We start from the raw sequence: 18,630 nt of genomic DNA, 5'->3' as shown, positions 1-18,630 counted from the left end.
CGGACGGCGTCGCGAACCGGCACGAAGGCTCCGGTGGCCCCCCGGCCACCGGAGCCTTCGCCAGTCAGGAGACACACAGCGCCATGGACGCCATCGACGAGCGGATCATCACCGAGCTCACCCGCAACGCCCGGATCTCCCACGCCGAACTGGGCCAGCGCGTACGGCTGTCACGCAACGCCGTGCGCCAGCGCGTCGAACGGCTCGAGCGGCAGGGGCACATCGGCGGTTACACGATCGTGCGTCCGTCGTACGGCCAGGACCGCGAGACGGTGGCCGCGCACGTCCTGGTCTACCGGGAGGACCGGATGCGCGGGGCCGACGTCCTCGCCGCCCTCAAGCGCATCCCCGAGGTGGTCTCCTGCGACGTCCTCAGCGGCCAGTTCGACCTGCTGGTCAGTGTGGAGGCGGACTCCCTGGAACGCGTACAGGGCATCTGGGAGCAGATGGCCCAGATGCCCGGTGTACGGGACACGGTGACGGCGCTGGCGCTGTCCCGCGTCGTCAGCCGGCCGCGGCGATGAGACGCAGCGCGCTCTCGCGGTCCAGCAGCCCGCGTCGTACGACGACGTCCACCACGTCGGCCCCGGTGCGCGCGGCGTCCCGGGCCACCTCCGTGGCGGCCTCGTGTCCGATGCGTGCGGCGAGCGCCGTCACCGCGCCGACCGCGCCGGCGGCCCCGCGCGCGAGTCGCTCCCGGTCGGCGGTGATGCCCGCCACGCAGAGGGTGCGCAGCGCCGAGCAGCCGTGCGTCAGCCAGCCGATGTGCTGCAGCAGCAGATGGCCGATCAGCGGTTCGAACGCGTTGAGCTGCAGCTGACCGTTGTCGGCGGCCATGGTGACGGCCACGTCCGCGCCGACGGTCGCGAACGCGATCTGGTTGACCATTTCGGGGATCACCGGATTCACCTTGCCCGGCATGACGGGCGAGCCGGCCTGCCGCGGCGGCAGGGAGATCTCCGCGAGGCCCGCGCGCGGTCCGCTGGTCAGCAGCCGAAGGTCGCTGCACACCTTGGACAGCTTGACCGCCGTCCGCTTCAGCACCCCCGACACCAGCAGGAACACACCCGTGTCCGACGTGGCCTCCACGAGGTCCCGGGCCGGCGTGATGTCGAGCCCGGTCAGCGCGCGAAGGTGGCGCACGGCCGCGGCGGCGTAGCCCGGTTGGGCGGCGATGCCGGTGCCGATCGCCGTGGCGCCGAGGTTGGTCTCGGCCAGCAGCGGCTGCGTCTCGCGGATCCGGTCGACGTCCTCCGCCAGCGTCACGCCGAACGCGCCGAACTCGCGGCCCAGCGTCATCGGCACGGCGTCCTGCAACTGTGTGCGGCCGACCTTGACCACGGTGGCGAATTCAGCGCCTTTGGCCGTGAACTCCGCTGCGAGCAGCGTCAGTTCGGCGTTCAGTTCGCTCAGTGCGGCGCTGACCGCGATCCGCAGCGCCGTGGGGTAGGTGTCGTTGGTGGACTGGCAGCGGTTGACGTCGTCGAGCGGGTCGAGGTGCTCGTAGCGCCCGCGCGCGTGTCCCAGATGTTCCAGCGCGAGGTTCGCTATCACCTCGTTGGCGTTCATGTTGGTGCTGGTGCCGGCGCCGCCCTGGATGACGTCCACGCAGAACTGCTCATGATGACGGCCCTCCGCGACGGCCCGGCAGGCCGCCGCGATCGCCCGCACCTTGTGCGGCTCGAGGGCTCCGATCTCGCCGTTCGCCAGGGCCGCGGCGTGCTTGACCTGGGCGAGCGCCCGTACGAGATGGGGGTGGACGCAGACCGGGACACCGCTGACGCGGAAGTTGTCCAGGGCGCGCGCGGTGTGCGCGCCCCAGTACGCCTGCGCGGGCACCTCGATCTCCCCCAGAGCGTCGGTCTCGACGCGCGTCCGCGGACCGGACGGCGCCGGGGAGCGGGCGGCGGACGCGGCGGCGGAGTCACTCACGCCGGCTCCCTGTTGAGGCAGACGACCTTGGGCTGGGTCATCTCCTCGTAGGCGAATCGCACGCCTTCGCGGCCCATGCTCCCGTACTTGAAGCCGCCGAAGGGCATGGCGTCGAAGCGGTAGTCGGAGGAGTCGTTGATCATGACGCCGCCTGCCTCCAGCAGTCGCGCCGCGTCCATCGCCCGGTCCAGTGAACCGGTGAAGACGCCCGCGTGCAGACTGAAGTCGATTTCGTTGGCCAGCTCCACGGCCTCCTCGAAGGAGTCCGCCGCCTGGAGGACGACGACCGGCGCGAACGCCTCCTCACGCCACAGGTCCGAGGTCCCCGGCACGTCCTCGAGCACGGTGGGGGCGTACAGGCCTCCCTGCCGTTCGTGCCCGCACAGCAGCCGCGCGCCCTGCTCGATCGCCGCCGTGACCTTGTTCTCGGCGGCGGCCGCCGCCCCTTCGCTGATCATGGGGCCGACGTCGGTGCGTGCGTCCATCGGGTCGCCGGTGCGCAGCCGCAGGGTCCGTTCGACGAAGGCGTCCCGGAACGCCGGGTACACGTCGCGTTCGACGAGGATCCGCTGGGCGCCGATGCAGTTCTGCCCGGCCGCCCAGAACGCGCCCGACACGCAGGCCTCGACCGCCGCTTCCAGGTCCGCGTCGGCCAGGACGACGACCGGGGCGTTGCCGCCCAGGTCCATGGCGAGCTTCTTCAGTCCCGCAGAGCGGGCGACCGCCTCACCCGCGCGGAAGCCGCCGGTGAAGGACACCATGCGCACGTCCGGCGCGGACACCACGGCGGCCCCCAGGTCGGCGTCGCCGTTGACCACCGTCACCACGTCCTCGGGCAACCCGGCCTCCACCAGCGTGTCGACGAGGCGCAGCGCGGACAGCGGGGTGAGCAGGGAGGGTTTCAACACGACGGCGTTGCCGCCGGCGATCGCGGGCCCGAGTTTGTGGGCGACCAGGTTGAGCGGGTCGTTGTACGGCGTGACGGCCGCGATGACGCCCAGCGGCTCGCGCGTGAACCAGCCCAGCCGCCCCTCCGATCCCGCGTACGCGTCGAACGGCACCACCTCTCCCGCGTTGCGGCGCGCCTCGGCGGCCGACAGACGCAGGGTGTTGACGGCCCGGGAGGTCTCCTTGCGGGCCTGGACCAGGGTCTTGCCCGCCTCGGCGACGATCAGCCGGGCGAACGATTCGGCGCGCTCCTCGACCAGCCGGGCCGCGCCGTCGAGCACGGCCGCGCGAGCGGCGCGGGAGAGGCGGCGCGCTTTCGTGCGCCCTTCACGGGCCCTCCGCATGACGTCGTCCACCGAGGCGGCCGGGGTGAGACACACCGAACCGATGGCCTCGGCGCCGTAGGGGCTGCGCACGACGGCCATGCCGTCGCCGGCCTGGTCGTGGCCCCTCAGACCGGCGTCCCCACCGCTGTCGGACGCGGTGTCCGGGGCGGTGGCCGTCAGGGTGGCGGTGTTCAGGACGGTGTCAGGCACGGCCGGCCTCCAGGAGGGTCGCGACGGACGCGGGCGCGGTGGTGCGCTCGTGGACGGCGATGACGTCCGACAGCAGGGCGTAGGCCGTCTCGACGCGTCCGGCGCCGGGCCCGGCGACCGTGACCGTGCCCAGCAGGTCGGTGTGGAAGGCGACGGCGTTGACGGGCCCGGAGACACCGGCGAGCGCGTGCTCGGTGGGCAGGGCGACCGGCGCGACCCGGGCCTCGACGGCGCCGTCCGGACGCCGGGACGCGGAGCCGACCAGCTTCCAGCGCAGGCCCTCGGCCGCGGCGCGGCGCACGTCGGCCTCGGTGAGGGCGGACAGCCCGGTGCAGGGCACGTCCGCGCGTCCGAGGTCCGCACCGAGGACCTCGCCCGCGAGGATCATGACCTTGAGCTGGACGTCGTGGCCCTCGATGTCGGCCGTCGGGTCGGCCTCCGCGTATCCGAGGGCCTGGGCCTCGGCGACGGCGTCCGCGAAGGACAGGCCGGACTCGACCCGGCCGAGGACGTAGTTGGAGGTGCCGTTCATGACACCCTCGAAACCGTTCACGGTCAGCCCGCCGAACATGCGGCGCGCGGTGCGCAGCACCGGCGTCCCCGACATCACGGTTCCCTCGAACTCGAAGCGCACGCCGTGCCGTCGCGCGAGCTCCTTCAGGGCGCCTCGGTGCAGGGCGACCGGCCCCTTGTTGGTGGTGCACACGTGTTTGCCGGCCTCGAGGGCCCACCGCACGTGGGAGAGCGCGGGCTCGCCGTCCGCAGGGTTGGTGAAGGTGGCTTCGGCCACGATGTCGGCGGGCGCCTCGCGGATGACCCATTCGTTGCGGGGGTCCGGGCTGCCGCCCGCCAGCATCGAGAAGTCGAGCTCACCGGGGGCCACCGCGAGCAGCGGCGCCAGGTCTATCCCCGCGCCGTCCGTGCGCACGAGCGATCCGGCCCGCAGGTCGGTGATGGCCACCACCCGCAGCGCGAAGCCCAGTTCGGCCTCGAGGGTGTCTGCGCGTTCGACGATCAGCTCGGCGAGCGCACGGTTCACACCGCCGAATCCGATGAGTGCGAGGTCGTATCGGGTCATCCGGACCTCCTCCTTCCGTGAGACGCCGCCCCCTGGCGGCGCGGCCCCCACAGCGTCACGCCCCGGCACGTCAGCACGGCCATGCCGAAACGCCCGGAAGGACTGCCGAAGCGCACCGGCCTGTGCCGTTCGTCCTGCGGCGGGGGCCCGGTGCGGACTCCGTCGGCTCCGGCCCGCCGCCCCGGCCCGCTGATCACCGTCTCGCATATAGTGCCGTCGTGACGACGAACGGCCCCGCCCCCGGACAGACGGGCCCGGGAGCGGCCTCCTCGCTGCGTATGGCCCTGCGCGTGGTCAACGCCGTGCTGGACCGCGAGGCCTCCGGCCGGGCCGGCTTCAACGTCAGCAGGCTCGCGGGCGAGGTCGGCATCGAGCGCAGCAAGGCCTCGCGCACCGTCCAGGACCTGTGCGACAAGGGCTTCCTCGAACGCCTCGACGACTCGACCCTGCGCGCCGGCGACGCCTTCTTCGCCACGGCCGCGTCCCTGCATCCGGGCCTGCCGCGCCGCAGCCGTCCGCTGCTGCGCCACATGGCCGTGGCACACGGGGCCGGCGCGCGGCTCTCCGTCCGCGACGGCGTCCAGGTCCGGCTGCTGCGGGCCGAGTCCGCCGCGGGCTTCGCCCAGGAGTGGCAGGGCCGGGCCGGTCTCGTCACCCCGTGCTGGTGCACCGGCGCCGGCCGCGCGCTCCTCCTCGACCACACCGCCGAGGAGATCGCGGCCCTGCTCGACGACTACGAGCTGATCGGTGTCGGCGGCCCCAACGCGGCGCGCACCGCCGCAGAACTCGTCGCGGCCAACGACCACGACCGTCTGCGCGGTGTCGTCGCCGCACACGGGGAGTTCGAACACGGGGTCACCGAGTACGCGGTCCCGGTGCGCGACCCCGACGGGCGCATCAGGGCCGCCGTGTCGGTCGTCGGCAGGGAGCGGGATCTGCTTCCGCACGCGCGGGCGATCCGCACGGACCTCGCCGCTGCCGCCGCCGCGCTGACGGACACCCTCGGCGGCAGCGACCCCGCACGGTAGGGACTTTCGCGGCTCGGAGCGTGTCGTGGAGTGCGCCCGGGCCGCCCGAAGGCGCCGGGCGGCTGTGCCGTCGCGGGCCCGTCACCAGGGGTTGTAGGGCTGCGAGGACCCGGCCTCCCAGCGTGTCGGAACGTCGGTCCCGGCGCGGTGCGCCGGCAGGGCCGCCGGCTCGTCGTCGCCGAGCATCATGTCGGGGTCGAACATGACGATGACGGCGGCGACCAGGAGCACCACGAGCGGTCCGGCCAGCATCAGCAGGAGGAACGAGAGCAGACCGGTGGAGGACTGCGAGACTGCTGAACCGCCGGTGAGATGCACGGAGACCGCAGCCATGCCGGTGTAGTGCATGCCGGTCACGGCCACCCCCATGACGAGGCTCGCTCCCAGGCTCGACCACAGGCCGCGGATGGAGACCGCCGCCCACAGTGCCGCCGTTGCGGCCGCGACGGCGATGGCCACGGACAGCGCCACCGTCGGCATGTCGTACTGCAGGCCGCCGTTGGTGTGGATGGCGCCCATGCCGAGGTAGTGCATGGCCGCGACCCCGAGCCCGGTGATCGTGCCCGCGACGGCGAGGTTCACGGCCGAGCCGCCGCGGTAGCCGACGAGGAAGACGCCGATGGCGACGACGACGATGGCGACGGCGAGGCTGAGCACGGTCTTCGTCGAGTCGTACTCGACCAGTGCGCCCTGGACGTTGAAACCGATCATGGCGATGAAGTGCATGGTCCAGATGCCGCAGCCGATGGACACGGCCCCGAGGGCCAGCCATCTGGCTCTGTGGTGCGGGCGCCGCAGGGAGCGTGTCGTGCAGCGCAGTCCGAGCGCCGCACCGAGGCAGGCCATCAGGTAGGCCGCGATCGGCGTCGCGGCCCCGTAGTAGAAATTGGAGACGGTGGCGGTCATCGACGTGTCCTTCGGGGTGGGTGAGGGCCGACGGCTGAGCCGAAGCGGTTCAGCGCGCGCGTCCGCGCGCCACCGGGCGCGGGTGGTTCGGAGCCCCGCCGTCCCGGCGAACGGGCAGGCCTGGAGATGCCGAACGACCGGATCAAGCCAGGTGACTAGTTGTACACGATTCAACCACGCCGTGCACACCAATCCTCCATGCTCTGCACACTCATTCGCCGAATCGATACTTCGCCACGCTTCACCCGAAAGCACCCCGCTCCGCGGCGTCACGGCCCCGGGGCCCCGGCTCAGCGCCCCCGGCAGGTCGCCGGAGCGGGTCCCGGGACCGCGGCCACGGGCCGTCGTGCTACCGCTGTTTCAGGACAGCCCGGTTCGCAAAGGCCGTCTCCCGGACCGCCGGGTCGGACCGCCGGGCTCGGTCCAGACGCTCGTCGATCAGCCGGACGATCTTTCCGCTGCACCCGTTCACCTTGAGCTCCGACAAGGCACGTACTCGACCTTCAGCGGGTTGATCAGCCCTGCGCGCACGTGCTGGGCGCGCATCGGGCGCAGTTCCCCGTAGCGCTTGACCGATGTGGTCGATGATCGGGAAGAAGCCGATCACCGTGGTCGGCGAGAGCACCGGCACGTCAGCGCGGACGCCATGCGGAACCCGTCCACCTCCGCGACCGAGGCGTTCGACAAGCCGCTTTCCAGACCGGCCAGTTCGCGGTGCGGGACCACGGTCCCGTCGGTCTGTGAAGCGGGCGGGCCGAGCCTGCGCCAGTGGGTGAGCGGCCAGTCCCGGACTAGACGCAGCCCGACTCCTCGGGCGTGTGCTCTGCGCCGCCTCGCCCTCGGCCTGTTGGACGCGATCGACGCCCACCCCTGGATCGGGGCGGAACTCTCCCGCCGGCCGTGGCGGCCCGCACTCCTGGACTTCTACGAGAGCATCGGCCGGCTGCTGAACGCCCTCGAAGTCCCGGAACGGGTGCGCTTCGACGCGGCCGGCGCGCTTGTGAACCACGTCCTCGGCGTCGCCGCGCAGAACGCCTTCGAACGCGCGGCTGCGCGAACGCGGCGACCAGGGCCGGGAGGCGTTCCTGGAGAACGCCGCCGCACAGTGGGCGCAGGTCGATCCCGGCCGGTATCCGTTCGTGCACGCGGCGGCGATCCAACTCGGCGAGCACGAAGACCGCGAACAGTTCCTCGTCGGAGTCGACGTCTTCCTCGCCGGCGTCTCAGCCCTGCGCTGGCGGGCCGCGAGCAGACCCGTGGCGTGTGGGGCAACAAAGACGATCTCCGGGGCGATAAACCGCAATCAACTGATTGTCACCGCTTCGAGGTAAGCATCCCGTCTCCCCGGTGGATGCGGCCGTTCCAGCGGCTAGCTTTCTGCAGGTGGACGGATGCCCGTGATCCCTCCCGCTCGTTGCCCACCCCTCCCTGTCTCCCGTCCGGCGCACGCCTGTGCGCCGGACGGCCTGCGCGCAAGGAGAACGCCCCCGAAATGTCCGTCGACAGCGTCCCGGATACCCACACCCCACCCGTCGCGGCCCAGCAGTCCCTGAGCACCTCCGCTGCCCGCAACCTCGCCACCACCACCAAGTCCGCCCCGCAGATGCAGGAGATCACCTCTCGCTGGCTCCTGCGGATGCTGCCCTGGGTCGAGGCCAAGGGCGGCGCCTACCGGGTCAACCGGCGGTTGCGCCACACCCTCGGCGACGGGCACATCGAGTTCGTCCAGGAGGGCGCCACGGTCCGGGTGATCCCACGAGAGCTCGGTGAACTGGCCCTTCTGCGCGGATTCGAGGACGAGGACGTCCTCTGCGCCCTCGCGGACCGCTGCACGCAGCGCGATTTCACTGCGGGCGAGGTCCTCGTCGAGCGCGGCAGCCCCGCAGACCGGATCCACCTGATCGCCCATGGCCGGCTCGTCCAGACCTCCGAGGGCCCGTACGGCGCAGAGAACACCCTCGCGGTGCTCGCGGACGGCGACCACTTCGGCGAGAAAGCCCTGTCGGACGCCGACGCCCGTCACGACTGCACGGTCACCGCCGAGACCTCCGGCGCCGTCCTCACCCTCTCCCGCACCGACTTCGGCGCCGTCCTGGAGCGCGCACCCGAACTCCGGGCCCACGTCGCCCGGTTCAGCTCCCGCGCGCGGCAGCGGCAGAACAAGCACGGCGAGGCGGAGATCGCCGTGTCGGCCGGTCACGTCGGCGAGGCCGAACTGCCGGGCACCTATGTCGACTACGAGCCGAAGCCCCGTGAGTACGAGCTCTCCGTCGCACAGACCGTGCTGCGCATCCACACGCGGGTCGCCGACCTCTACAACGGTCCGATGAACCAGAGCGAGGAGCAACTCAGGCTCACCGTCGAGGCGTTGCGGGAACGTCAGGAACACGAGCTGATCAACAACCGCGAGTTCGGGCTGCTGCACAACGCGGACTTCAAGCAGCGCATCCAGCCCCGCTTCGGCCCGCCCACCCCGGACGACATGGACGATCTGCTGTGCCGCAGGCGCGGCACCAAACTGTTCCTCGCACACCCGAGGACGATCGCCGCCATCGGACGCGGCTTCAACGCGTGCGGTCTCTACCCCGACCATGTCGATCTCGGCGGACAGTCGGTCCCCGCCTGGCGCGGGGTCCCGATCCTGCCCTGCAACAAGATCCCGATCAGCAAGGAGCAGACCAGTTCCATCATCGCGATGCGCACCGGCGAGAAGAACCAGGGCGTCATCGGCCTGCGGCAGACAGGACTGCTCGACGAGTACGAACCGGGGCTCTCCGTACGGTTCATGGGCATCAACGAACAGGCGATCATCTCCTATCTCGTCAGCACCTACTACTCCGCCGCGGTGCTCCTGCCCGACGCCCTCGGCGTGATGGAGAACGTGCAGATCGCCCCAAGGCCGCGCTGAAGCCCTGCTCCGCCTCGGATCCACGCCTGACACGTCCGAGCTTGCCCGGACCGCCCACCCCACCGCAGCAAGGAGCCGACGATGCCCGACTCCGGGCCCCTCGGATCATCCCCGCCTCAGCGGCTGCCGACGCCGCGCACGACCCAGCCGGACGCCCCCGCACCGGTGGTCCCCGACCCTCCGGTCCCCGGCCTTCCGGCACCGTCGGCCGCCTCCGGATTTCTGGCGGCACTGCATCCGCCGGTCACGATCCCCGACCCGCCATCGCCCCCGGCGCCCACCTCCGCCGCACCACACCCGCCGGACACCGCGGCGGCCTGCTCCGCTCTGCGCGGGAGCGCCACCCACGAAACCGCCTCCCCTGAAACCGCCTTCCAGGAAACCGCTCTGCGGGGAGTCCTGCGCGGACCCACCGGACTGGGCACGAGCTGTCTCGCCCTGTCCGCCCGGGACGAAGTGCCGCTTCCGCAACCGGTGTCCGTCACACCCGCCCCGCCGGCCGCGGGGCGGGCCGTCCCCGGTCTCTACCACCACTGCGTCCCGGAGCCCGACCCCGTGCGCGTCGAGGAGGTCAGCCGCCGGATCAAGCAGTGGGCCGAGGACGAGGTGCGGCTCTATCCCGAGGAGTGGGAGGGGCAGTTCGACGGCTTCTCCGTCGGCCGGTACATGGTCGGCTGCCACCCCGACGCCCCGACCGTCGACCACCTGATGATCGCCACGCGGCTCATGGTCGCCGAGAACGCGGTGGACGACTGCTACTGCGAGGACCACGGCGGGTCACCCGTAGGTCTCGGCGGGCGCCTCCTCCTCGCGCACACGGCGCTCGACCACGTCCACACCACGGCCGCGTACGCGTCGGCATGGCAGGAGTCGCTCGTCTCGGACGCTCCCCGCCGGGCGTACCGCAGCGCGATGGACTACTTCGTCCGCGCGGCCACGCCCTCGCAGGCCGACCGCTACCGGCACGACATGGCGCGGCTGCACATGGGCTACCTCGCCGAGGCCGCCTGGGCCCAGACCGGTCACGTCCCGGAGGTGTGGGAGTACCTGGCGATGCGCCAGTTCAACAACTTCCGTCCCTGCCCCACCATCACGGACACCGTCGGCGAATACGAGCTGCCCGCCGATCTGCACGCGCGGCCGGACATGCAGCGGGTCATCGCCCTCGCGGGCAACGCGACCACCATCGTCAACGACCTCTACTCGTACACCAAGGAACTCGACAGCCCGGGCCTCCACCTGAACCTGCCGGTGGTCATCGCGCAACGCGAGCGGCTCTCCGAGCGCGACGCCTATCTCAAGGCCGTCGAGATCCACAACGAACTCCAGCACGCCTTCGAGGCCGCCGCGGCCGACCTCGCGAAGGCCTGTCCCCTGCCCCCTGTGCTGCGCTTCCTGCGGGGAGTGGCCGCCTGGGTCGACGGCAACCACGACTGGCACCGCACCAACACCTACCGATACAGCCTGCCCGACTTCTGGTAGAGAACGGATATTTCTGTGACCACTGAGACGACCTCCACCGCCACCGCGAAGATCCCTGCGCCGGCGACCGCGTACCAGGAGGACATCGCCCGCTACTGGAACGCCGAGGCACGACCGGTCAACCTCCGCCTCGGTGACGTGGACGGGCTGTACCACCACCACTACGGAATCGGTGACGTGGACCATGCCGCGCTCGGTGACCCGGCCGACAGCGCATACGAGAAGAAGCTCATCGCGGAACTGCACCGTCTGGAGTCGGCACAGGCAGAGCTCCTCATGGACCATCTCGGCGCCGTCGGTCCCGACGACACCCTCGTCGACGCCGGCTGCGGACGCGGCGGGTCCATGGTCATGGCGCACCGCCGCTTCGGCTGCAAGGTCGAGGGCGTCACCCTCTCCACCGCCCAGGCCGACTTCGGCAACCGGCGCGCGCGGGAACTGCGTATCGAGGACCACGTCCGCTCCCGCGTCTGCAACATGCTGGACACGCCCTTCGACAAGGGCAGCATCACGGCCTCGTGGAACAACGAGTCGACCATGTACGTCGACCTGCACGACCTGTTCGCCGAGCACTCGCGCTTCCTGAAGGTGGGCGGCCGGTACGTGACGATCACGGGCTGCTGGAACCCCCGTTACGGCCAGCCGTCGAAGTGGGTCTCGCAGATCAACGCCCACTTCGAGTGCAACATCCACTCCCGTCGCGAGTACCTGCGTGCCATGGCCGACAACCGGCTCGTGCCGCACACCATCGTGGACCTCACCCCGGACACGCTGCCCTACTGGGAGCTGCGGGCCACGTCGTCGCTGGTCACCGGGATCGAGGAGGCGTTCATCGAGTCCTATCGGGACGGCTCCTTCCAGTACGTCCTGATCGCGGCCGACCGGGTGTGAGCCGGGCCTGGCGGGGCCGCGGCCGTACCCTCACCGGCGACCCCGACCCCGCCAGGCGCGAAGCTCGCCCGCCCCTCTCCCGCAACTCGCGCCCGCGACGCCGGGTCACCGCCGTCCACGACCCTCCAGGACCGTCCGGGTCAGTGGGAGCAGAGGTCAGCCTGCCGCCCGCCGTCGCGGCCGGCGCAGGACTACTGTCTGTCGGGTGAACGCAGACGACGCGGACCGGCGATGGACGCGATCCATGCCCGAGGCCTACGAACGGCACCTCGTGCCGGTCTTCTTCCGCCCGTTCGCCGCCGACCTGGCAGCCAGGGCGGCCGCGCTACGGCCCCGTAGGGTCCTGGAGCTCGCCGCAGGGACCGGGGCGTTGACCTCGGCCCTGCTCACCGCGGCGCCCACGGCCTCCGTGGTGGCCAGCGACCTCAACGAGGCGATGGTCGCCGCCGGGTCGGCACGAGAGCCGCGCGCCGACTGGCGGCAGGCCGACGGGCAGGAACTGCCCTTCGAGGACGGCGACTTCGACCTCGTGGTGTGCCAGTTCGGGGTGATGTTCTTTCCCGACAGACCGGCCGCCTACGCAGAGGTGCGCAGGGTGCTGGCCCCGCCGGGGCGGTTCTTGTTCAACAGCTGGGGCCCGCTGGCCACGCACGGGTTCGCGTCCGCCTTTCAGAACGCCCTGGAGGACGCCATGCCCGGCCGGGCGCCCGCCTTCCTCGAAGACGTGCCCCACGGCTACACGAATCCGGCCCTGGTCGCCTCGGACCTCGCCGCGGCCGGACTGACCCTCGACGCGACCGACGAGGTCACCCTGGACGGCGTCGCGGTGTCGGCCGCCTCCGTGGCCACCGGTTTCCTCACCGGCACACCGGTCGGCGCCGCCCTGGAAGCCCGCCAGGACGCGCGGTCCGTCAGCGCCTCGGTCGCGCAGAAGATGACCGACAGGCTCGGCACCGGCCCGGTGACGGCGGCGATGACCGCGACCGTCTACACCGCGCACCGCAGGCGATGACGCTCGTCGGCCGGTCTGCACGGCGCGCCACCGGGCCGCTCCTGCCGGGCGACCCGGCAGACACCGCGCCCGCAGCCGCCGTCCTTCCCGGATGACGTCCGGGATGCCGTCGATCCCGTCGGAGCGAACCGCTCAGCCGGTGTTCCGCTCTGCCTTGACCAGCAGGTACTCCCACTCCATCGACCCGTTAGCGAGATACCGGGCGGCCAGATCCGTCAGCGCCGCGTCGAGCGCGGACACCTTGTCGGGGTCGTCGGCGATGGCCCGGTACACCGCGAGCGTCGGGCCGTAGCAGGACTTGAAGAACTCCAGGAACTCCTCGGGCCGGCCGAACCGGTCGACGCGCAACTGCCGGCGATCGGCGTCGACGGCGCTCACGCGGTCGCCGAGCAGGGAACGCACGTGCTCCTCGCTGCCCCACAGCGGTGGCGGCTGCGCCCCGGGCGGAGGCGGGGGCGCGTACGGACGCATGGCGGCGAACATCTGGCCGATGAACCCTTCCGGGGTCCAGTTGACCAGGCCGATGCTGCCGCCCGGTCGGCACACGCGGACCAGTTCGTCGGCCGCCCGCTGGTGGTGCGGGGCGAACATGACGCCGACGCAGGAGACCACCGCGTCGAATTCCGCGTCCGCGAACGGCAGCGCCTCCGCGTCGCCCTCGCGCCACTCCAGTCGGACGCCGCGCTCGGCGGCCAGCTCCCGTCCGGCCTCCAGCAGTTCCGGTGTCAGGTCCACGGCCACCACGTCGGCTCCCGCGAGAGCGGCCGGGATGGCGGCGTTCCCCGAGCCTGCCGCGACGTCGAGGACGCGCGAACCCGGCTGCACGCCGGTCCCCCGTATGAGCTCCGGCCCCAGATCGGGGATCACGTCCGCGGCCACCAGGGGATAGTCGCCCAGCGCCCACATGGCCCGGTGCTTCGCCTTCAGCGCTTGGTCCTCGCGGATCGCTTCGCTCGCCTCGGTCATGACGGATCCCTCCGCTGCCGCACCGTGTGCGTACGGTGCCGGGCGGTGGCCGCCGTCTCGGACCGGCGCGCCCGCGTTCAGCCGCCTCGGCGCCTCCTACGACTGTCTCACGGTTCGACCGTCCGCGCCGGGACTCGCACGAACCACGCTGCGGCCGCCGTCGGACGCTCTCCGCTCGTGGCGGTCCGTTCACAGCGGTCCGGTGACGGCGTTCCGGTCGCCGGGCGGTTCAGCGTACGTAGGAGTCACAGAGGGATGCGGCGCCGGCGGATGCCGGAACCCGATGGGCCCAGCCGCACACGGTGCGCAGGTCGTAGGTGGACCGCGGCCGGGCGGGACGGGGCCGGGCGGGATGCGGCCGCGTCGAGCGATGGCCGGGCACGGTCGGGGCGGTCCCGCGGTGGCGGGTGCGCGGCGGCGCGGGCCGGGCGGGCGCCGCACGCACGGCCCTGTGCGGCTGCTGCGGCTGCTGTGCCTGCGGCATGCGGCGGGAGTGCTCGCGCCCCGTGGCGCCCGCGGGACGCGGCTGTGCGGCGCGGCGGTCCGCGGGCCGCTTCGCCGCCTTTCGGACGGGGGTGGTGGCGACGAGAGCCGTGCGAGCGGAGGCCTGGGTCGCGGGCGACGGTGACGGCGTGTGCACTGCGGCCGCGTCCAGGCGCGGGACGGGCGGCGGGACGTCGGCGGGGACGGAGACGCAACCTCCGGCGAACAGGACGCAGGCCAGGACGGCGGCGAGGGAGAGCGGGCGGCGCATGCCCCCAGGATGGCAACGCCGGGCACACCTGTGGGGCCGCCTCGCTGACGATCACCGGCACGGGTGACGCACCGCGGCCCGCGCGGGCGGGCTCAGGGAGTCAGAGCCGGACGGCGCCTCCCCCGGCGGCCGGCGAGCCGCCACGGCCCGCGCCGGCGATCGACGCGGTACGGCGTCTCGGAGCCAGTGCCGCTCGCAGCGCAGGGAGGAGCACGTGGCGGGTCTCGGACGGGGTGAGGGCGGAGGGGGTGGGGAGGGGATTGAGGTAGCGGGTGTAGATGAGTCCGCCGAGGAGCGTCACCACGGCCGTGGCGCGTGCGGTCCCGTCCCGTCCGCCGAGAAATTCAGCAAGCCGGGCCAGCAGCTCGCGTTCCAGGTACTCGCGGATCACCTCGGCAGCCTCCGCGCCCTGAGCGGTGAGCTGACGGAAGTCGGCGTTCTCCCACAGGTCCGTCACCGCGTCGATCAGGCGGTCGGGAAGGGTGGCGGGGTCGCCGCCGAGGACGGTGTCCATCGCCAGCGCGTTGACGCACTGGATCTGCATCACGTCGGCGAACAGGCCCTTCTTCGAGCCGAAGTGGTACGCGATGAGCGCGGGATCGACCCCGGCGGCCCCGGCCACCGCACGCAGCGTGGTGCCCCGGTAGCCGTGCCGCAGGAACAGCGCACGGGCCGCCGAGACGATCGACTCGCGGGTCGGTGGGTTGCCGCGGGGGCGGCCTCGGGTGCGGGCGGGGGCTGGGCCGGCGATATTCATCAGCGTTGAGCTTGCGTTTCGTGATCGGCACAGTCAAGGGCGTTCCGATGACCACTCGAAGGGATGACCCGACGCCATGCGTATCGCAGTCTTCGGCGCCAACGGACCGACCGGCCGCCACCTCACCGACCAGGCCCTCGCCGCCGGCCACGACGTCGTCGCCGTGACCCGCCGCCCCGGCTCCCTCGCCGCGCGGCCCGGGCTCGACGTGGCCGTCGCCGACGCCACCGACCCGACCGCCGTCGCGGCCGCGATCGGCGGGGCGGACGCGGTCCTCTCCGCTGTCGGCGTCCGCTTCAGCAAGGAGGACATCACCACGTACTCGGCGAGCGCCAGGGCCATCACCGGCGCCATGTCCCGCCATGGCGTCAAGCGGTTGCTCGTCGTGAGCTCCAGCATCGCCGACCCGAGCTGGCGCCCGACAGATGCGCACTTCTTCAACCATGTGCTCGACCCGCTGGTGAACCGGCGCCTCGGGCGCACCCTGCACGAGGACATGCGCCGCATGGAGGCCGTGGTCCGGCAGACGGACCTCGACTGGACCCTCGTCCGGCCTTCGGGCCTCTTCGAGCACCCTGTCGTCACGGACTACCGCACCGCCGAGACCAGCGCCGACGGCGTCTTCACCGCCCGTGCCGATCTCGCCGCGAGCATGCTGCGAGAGGTGGAGGCGCGGGACTACGTCCGTACGGCCATGGGTGTGATCACCACGGCCGTGAAGCCGAGCATCGTCAAGCTGATCTGGAACGAGGGCGTGAAGAAGAGGTGAGCCGGGCCGCCGTCGAACTTCAGGCCGGGACAAGGGCGTTCCTCGTCCGGTCCGCACCCGCCCGGACGTCCCGTTAGCCTGTTCGCCGACCTCAGGCGGTTCCCCCGCCACTTCGACCCAACCCTCTCTGACCTGCGTGAATGCACGTCATCGGAGCATCGATACGTCCGTCCGAGCGAGGTACGCGTCGGTCCGTCGCGTTGCGGATGTGACGCAGCGTCGGTTGTCTCGGCAGTGGTGCGCACTTCGCGCGCCGTACGACAGACCGGACGCTGCTTCGCTGGAGGGGTTCTTGTGGGCAATACACGTGTCGGCATCGGCATCGGCCTGATGGCCGGCTTTCTGGCTCTTCAGGTTCCGGTCGCCGCTGCCGCCGGTGACTCGGGTCTCGACATCCACTCGCGGCAGACCGCCAACGGCTCCACGGTCACCGTCAGCACCACCGCATGCGGTGCGGACGTCACCTACGGAAAGGGCGAGTCCGAGGCGGCAGGGGCGTTCCACCTCTTCGGAGGCGAGACCAAGGGCGTTCTCACCGGTGAGTTCACCGTGCCGGAAGGCGCGTCGACCGGCAGCGACACCGTCGTCGTCAAGTGCCCGCCGCGGATCATGATGACGGACTCGTACGAGCTCCCGACGCGGCGGCCCGACGGTGCGGTCGAGGCCGGCTTCGGAGACGCCGGGCTGAAGGCGCCGCAGCTCACCCTCGGCGCGGCGCTGGTCGCCGCGGCCGCCGCCGGCGTTCTGGTGAGGAGGCGTCACCGCTCGAACACGAACGTCACCTGACCGCCCGCCGCCCGCTTCCCGCCGGCCCTCTCACCTCACCCCCAGCGGCTCCCGGAGCCTTCCCTGTCCCGGGAGCCGCTGGAGGTGTCGTCTCCCTCGCCCCTCCCCCGCTGCGAGGAAAGAACCCACCTCGATGGCCACCAGGCAGACCACCGACTCGTCCCCTCCCCCGCCTTCTTCCCCGCCGTCGTCCTCGCGCGTCCCGTCGGTCAGGCTTCTGGCCTGGACGCTCGTGGTGGGGACCCTGCTGATGGCCGGCGCCGTACACGACGAGCAACCACCGCAGCCTTCAGCGGGTCAGTCGTTCTCGCCCCGTCCAGGAGCCGCGGTCCACCGCACCGCCGCACCGGTGGACCCCGTCCTGACCCCGCTCCCGCCCGCGGAACCGCTCCGGCTGCGCATCCCGGCCGTCCACGTGGACGCCCCCGTCGCCAAGCTGCACCTCGACTCGTCCGGGGCGCTCGAGCCCCCGCCCGCGGACCCTCCCAACCGCGTCGGCTGGTACAGCGAGGGCACGGCACCGGGATCCGCCGGGACGGCCGTCACCGCGGGCCACGTGGACCTGCCCGGCGGCGCCCCGGGCGTCTTCTACGAGCTCGGCGCACTGACCAAGGGCGACACCATCGAGATCGACCGGGCCGACCTGCGCACCGCCGTGTTCACCGTCGACGCTCTCGAGGTCTACGACAAGAAACACTTCCCGAGCGAGAAGGTGTACGGCAGCTCCGAGCGGGCCGGACTACGACTGATCACCTGCGGCGGCGGCTACTCCCGGCGCACCGGTTACCAGGCGAACATCGTGGTCTACGCGACGCTCACCGCCGTCGAGTGAGCACGGTCCGCCGATCGGAGGGATCATCCTCGCCGATGTCCACCGACCACGGTGAGCCGCACGCCCGGGGAATGGACGAGGTTCCCCGGCGGTTGGCCAGGACGGCCGGACCCGTGCTGACGACGTCCGTCCAGGTCACGGAGGGGACTCCTACCGCCCCTTCTTACTCACACAGGAGGACGTTTCATGACTGACCGGCCCTTGACGCTCATGGCGGTGCACGCACACCCCGACGACGAGGCCACGGGAACCGGGGGCGTCCTGGCACGGTACGCGGCGGAGGGCGTGCGCACGGTCCTCGTGACGTGTACCGACGGCGGTTGCGGTGACGGACCGGGAGGCGTCAAGCCGGGCGATCCCGGGCACGATCCGGCGGCCGTCGCCTTGATGCGGCGCAAGGAACTCGAGGCGAGCTGCGACGTCCTGAAGATCAGTCACCTGGAGACGCTGGACTACGCCGACTCCGGGATGATGGGCTGGGCGACCAATGACGCCCCCGGATCGTTCTGGCGGACGCCGGTGGAGGAGGGCGCGGCCCGGCTCGCGGAACTCCTGCGGCGCTACCGGCCCGACGTGGTCGTCACCTACGACGAGAACGGCTTCTACGGTCACCCCGATCACATCCAGGCCAACCGCATCACGATGGCGGCGCTGGCGATGACCGAGCCGACGCCGAAGGTGTACTGGACGACGGCGCCCCGCTCGATGATGCAGCGGTTCGGGGAGGTCATGCGCGAGTTCGGAGCGGACTGGCAGGAGCCGGATCCCGCCGAGGCCGCCGCGATGGCCGAGATCGGGCTCCCGGACGAGGAGATCACCACCTGGGTGGACACCTCCGCGTTCGGCGGTCAGAAGTTCGACGCGCTGGCCGCACACGCCAGCCAGGGCGAGAACATCTTCTTCCTGCGGATGGGCAAGGAGAAGTTCACCGAGTTGATGGGCGTCGAGACCTTCGTGCGCGTCCAGGACACCACCGGCGCGGCCTCGCCGGAGAACGACCTCTTCGCCGGACTCCGCTGATCCACCCGTCTCCCGGTGCCGTGGG

General features: G+C 71.8%; 17 protein-coding genes. 10 read left to right on the top strand and 7 right to left on the bottom strand.

The genetic code is table 11. The features are described 5' to 3' along the window. The first annotated feature begins 83 nt into the window (after window positions 1–83). Entirely contained in the window at window positions 84–524 is a 441-nt protein-coding gene (locus tag ACH4ZA_RS24480; RefSeq protein WP_398431616.1) for an Lrp/AsnC family transcriptional regulator, read from the top strand. Here ACH4ZA_RS24480 and ACH4ZA_RS24475 read toward each other — a convergent pair. The 3 genes from ACH4ZA_RS24475 to ACH4ZA_RS24465 are packed head-to-tail and all read right to left on the bottom strand — an operon-like array spanning window position 505 to window position 4,494. Next, window positions 505–1,932, bottom strand: coding sequence for an aspartate ammonia-lyase (locus ACH4ZA_RS24475; protein ID WP_398431615.1), 1,428 nt, complete (start codon window positions 1,930–1,932; stop codon window positions 505–507). The genes ACH4ZA_RS24480 and ACH4ZA_RS24475 overlap by 20 nt on opposite strands. Continuing rightward, a complete protein-coding gene (locus ACH4ZA_RS24470; protein WP_398431614.1) occupies window positions 1,929–3,416 on the bottom strand; it encodes an aldehyde dehydrogenase family protein in 1,488 nt (495 codons plus the stop codon). Before ACH4ZA_RS24470 ends, ACH4ZA_RS24475 begins: the two co-directional genes overlap by 4 nt. Continuing rightward, window positions 3,409–4,494 (bottom strand): homoserine dehydrogenase, encoded by a 1,086-nt coding sequence (locus ACH4ZA_RS24465; RefSeq protein ID WP_398431613.1) that lies wholly within the window; start codon window positions 4,492–4,494, stop codon window positions 3,409–3,411. The genes ACH4ZA_RS24470 and ACH4ZA_RS24465 overlap by 8 nt, the downstream gene beginning before the upstream one ends. Window positions 4,495–4,712: 218 nt before the next feature. On the opposite strand from ACH4ZA_RS24465, the gene ACH4ZA_RS24460 reads away from it, so the two are divergent. Then, the gene (locus ACH4ZA_RS24460) at window positions 4,713–5,522 is read left to right on the top strand and encodes an IclR family transcriptional regulator (RefSeq protein WP_398431612.1); all 810 of its coding nucleotides are present in this window, start codon (window positions 4,713–4,715) and stop codon (window positions 5,520–5,522) included. An 81-nt stretch (window positions 5,523–5,603) separates the two neighbouring features. On the opposite strand, the gene ACH4ZA_RS24455 is transcribed toward ACH4ZA_RS24460, so the two are convergent. After that, window positions 5,604–6,428, bottom strand: coding sequence for an MHYT domain-containing protein (locus ACH4ZA_RS24455; RefSeq protein WP_398431611.1), 825 nt, complete (start codon window positions 6,426–6,428; stop codon window positions 5,604–5,606). 1,492 nt (window positions 6,429–7,920) lie between these two features. Here ACH4ZA_RS24455 and ACH4ZA_RS24450 point away from each other — a divergent pair. The 4 genes from ACH4ZA_RS24450 to ACH4ZA_RS24435 all read left to right on the top strand — a co-directional run bounded on the left by ACH4ZA_RS24450 (window position 7,921) and on the right by ACH4ZA_RS24435 (window position 12,721). Further along, window positions 7,921–9,336, top strand: a complete 1,416-nt coding sequence (locus ACH4ZA_RS24450; RefSeq protein ID WP_398431610.1) for a family 2B encapsulin nanocompartment shell protein — start codon at window positions 7,921–7,923, stop codon at window positions 9,334–9,336. A gap of 81 nt (window positions 9,337–9,417) precedes the next feature. Further along, on the top strand, window positions 9,418–10,818 hold the full coding sequence (locus ACH4ZA_RS24445; RefSeq protein WP_398431609.1) for a family 2 encapsulin nanocompartment cargo protein terpene cyclase: 1,401 nt from the start codon (window positions 9,418–9,420) through the stop codon (window positions 10,816–10,818). Window positions 10,819–10,833: 15 nt separating this feature from the next. Next, on the top strand, window positions 10,834–11,709 hold the full coding sequence (locus tag ACH4ZA_RS24440; RefSeq protein WP_398431608.1) for a geranyl diphosphate 2-C-methyltransferase: 876 nt from the start codon (window positions 10,834–10,836) through the stop codon (window positions 11,707–11,709). A 244-nt stretch (window positions 11,710–11,953) separates the two neighbouring features. Continuing rightward, window positions 11,954–12,721, top strand: a complete 768-nt coding sequence (locus ACH4ZA_RS24435; protein ID WP_398431639.1) for a class I SAM-dependent methyltransferase — start codon at window positions 11,954–11,956, stop codon at window positions 12,719–12,721. Window positions 12,722–12,853: 132 nt separating this feature from the next. Here the strand turns inward: ACH4ZA_RS24435 and ACH4ZA_RS24430 are convergent, their stop codons facing one another. The 3 genes from ACH4ZA_RS24430 to ACH4ZA_RS24420 all read right to left on the bottom strand — a co-directional run bounded on the left by ACH4ZA_RS24430 (window position 12,854) and on the right by ACH4ZA_RS24420 (window position 15,198). After that, on the bottom strand, window positions 12,854–13,687 hold the full coding sequence (locus tag ACH4ZA_RS24430; protein WP_398431607.1) for a class I SAM-dependent methyltransferase: 834 nt from the start codon (window positions 13,685–13,687) through the stop codon (window positions 12,854–12,856). Between the two features lie 229 nt (window positions 13,688–13,916). After that, entirely contained in the window at window positions 13,917–14,441 is a 525-nt protein-coding gene (locus ACH4ZA_RS24425; protein ID WP_398431606.1) for a hypothetical protein, read from the bottom strand. Between the two features lie 100 nt (window positions 14,442–14,541). Continuing rightward, entirely contained in the window at window positions 14,542–15,198 is a 657-nt protein-coding gene (locus tag ACH4ZA_RS24420) for a TetR/AcrR family transcriptional regulator (RefSeq protein WP_398431605.1), read from the bottom strand. 76 nt (window positions 15,199–15,274) lie between these two features. On the opposite strand from ACH4ZA_RS24420, the gene ACH4ZA_RS24415 reads away from it, so the two are divergent. The 4 genes from ACH4ZA_RS24415 to ACH4ZA_RS24400 all read left to right on the top strand — a co-directional run bounded on the left by ACH4ZA_RS24415 (window position 15,275) and on the right by ACH4ZA_RS24400 (window position 18,605). Beyond that, on the top strand, window positions 15,275–15,967 hold the full coding sequence (locus tag ACH4ZA_RS24415; protein WP_398431604.1) for an NAD(P)-dependent oxidoreductase: 693 nt from the start codon (window positions 15,275–15,277) through the stop codon (window positions 15,965–15,967). 294 nt (window positions 15,968–16,261) lie between these two features. Further along, window positions 16,262–16,753 carry a sortase gene (locus tag ACH4ZA_RS24410; RefSeq protein WP_398431603.1) on the top strand — a complete coding sequence of 164 codons (492 nt, stop codon included), beginning with the start codon at window positions 16,262–16,264 and terminating at the stop codon, window positions 16,751–16,753. A 133-nt stretch (window positions 16,754–16,886) separates the two neighbouring features. After that, the gene (locus ACH4ZA_RS24405) at window positions 16,887–17,585 is read left to right on the top strand and encodes a class F sortase (protein WP_398431602.1); all 699 of its coding nucleotides are present in this window, start codon (window positions 16,887–16,889) and stop codon (window positions 17,583–17,585) included. Between the two features lie 186 nt (window positions 17,586–17,771). Continuing rightward, the gene (locus ACH4ZA_RS24400; RefSeq protein ID WP_398431601.1) at window positions 17,772–18,605 is read left to right on the top strand and encodes a PIG-L family deacetylase; all 834 of its coding nucleotides are present in this window, start codon (window positions 17,772–17,774) and stop codon (window positions 18,603–18,605) included. The last annotated feature ends 25 nt before the right edge of the window (window positions 18,606–18,630 follow it).

It is taken from the genome of Streptomyces sp. NPDC020597, assembly GCF_044335095.1.
In the GTDB taxonomy this organism is placed as follows: domain Bacteria; phylum Actinomycetota; class Actinomycetes; order Streptomycetales; family Streptomycetaceae; genus Streptomyces.
This window is presented reverse-complemented; position numbering and strand designations above follow the sequence as displayed.

Excerpts from the sequence above, each read along its gene's own strand:
- ACH4ZA_RS24415 (WP_398431604.1), top strand. The coding sequence starts at position 15,275 with ATGCGTATCGCAGTCTTCGGCGCCAACGGACCGACCGGCCGCCACCTC.
- ACH4ZA_RS24430 (WP_398431607.1), bottom strand. The coding sequence starts at position 13,687 with ATGACCGAGGCGAGCGAAGCGATCCGCGAGGACCAAGCGCTGAAGGCG.
- ACH4ZA_RS24465 (WP_398431613.1), bottom strand. The coding sequence starts at position 4,494 with ATGACCCGATACGACCTCGCACTCATCGGATTCGGCGGTGTGAACCGT.
- ACH4ZA_RS24405 (WP_398431602.1), top strand. The coding sequence starts at position 16,887 with ATGGCCACCAGGCAGACCACCGACTCGTCCCCTCCCCCGCCTTCTTCC.
- ACH4ZA_RS24450 (WP_398431610.1), top strand. The coding sequence starts at position 7,921 with ATGTCCGTCGACAGCGTCCCGGATACCCACACCCCACCCGTCGCGGCC.
- ACH4ZA_RS24480 (WP_398431616.1), top strand. The coding sequence starts at position 84 with ATGGACGCCATCGACGAGCGGATCATCACCGAGCTCACCCGCAACGCC.
- ACH4ZA_RS24425 (WP_398431606.1), bottom strand. The coding sequence starts at position 14,441 with ATGCGCCGCCCGCTCTCCCTCGCCGCCGTCCTGGCCTGCGTCCTGTTC.
- ACH4ZA_RS24435 (WP_398431639.1), top strand. The coding sequence starts at position 11,954 with ATGCCCGAGGCCTACGAACGGCACCTCGTGCCGGTCTTCTTCCGCCCG.
- ACH4ZA_RS24420 (WP_398431605.1), bottom strand. The coding sequence starts at position 15,198 with ATGAATATCGCCGGCCCAGCCCCCGCCCGCACCCGAGGCCGCCCCCGC.
- ACH4ZA_RS24445 (WP_398431609.1), top strand. The coding sequence starts at position 9,418 with ATGCCCGACTCCGGGCCCCTCGGATCATCCCCGCCTCAGCGGCTGCCG.
- ACH4ZA_RS24400 (WP_398431601.1), top strand. The coding sequence starts at position 17,772 with ATGACTGACCGGCCCTTGACGCTCATGGCGGTGCACGCACACCCCGAC.
- ACH4ZA_RS24455 (WP_398431611.1), bottom strand. The coding sequence starts at position 6,428 with ATGACCGCCACCGTCTCCAATTTCTACTACGGGGCCGCGACGCCGATC.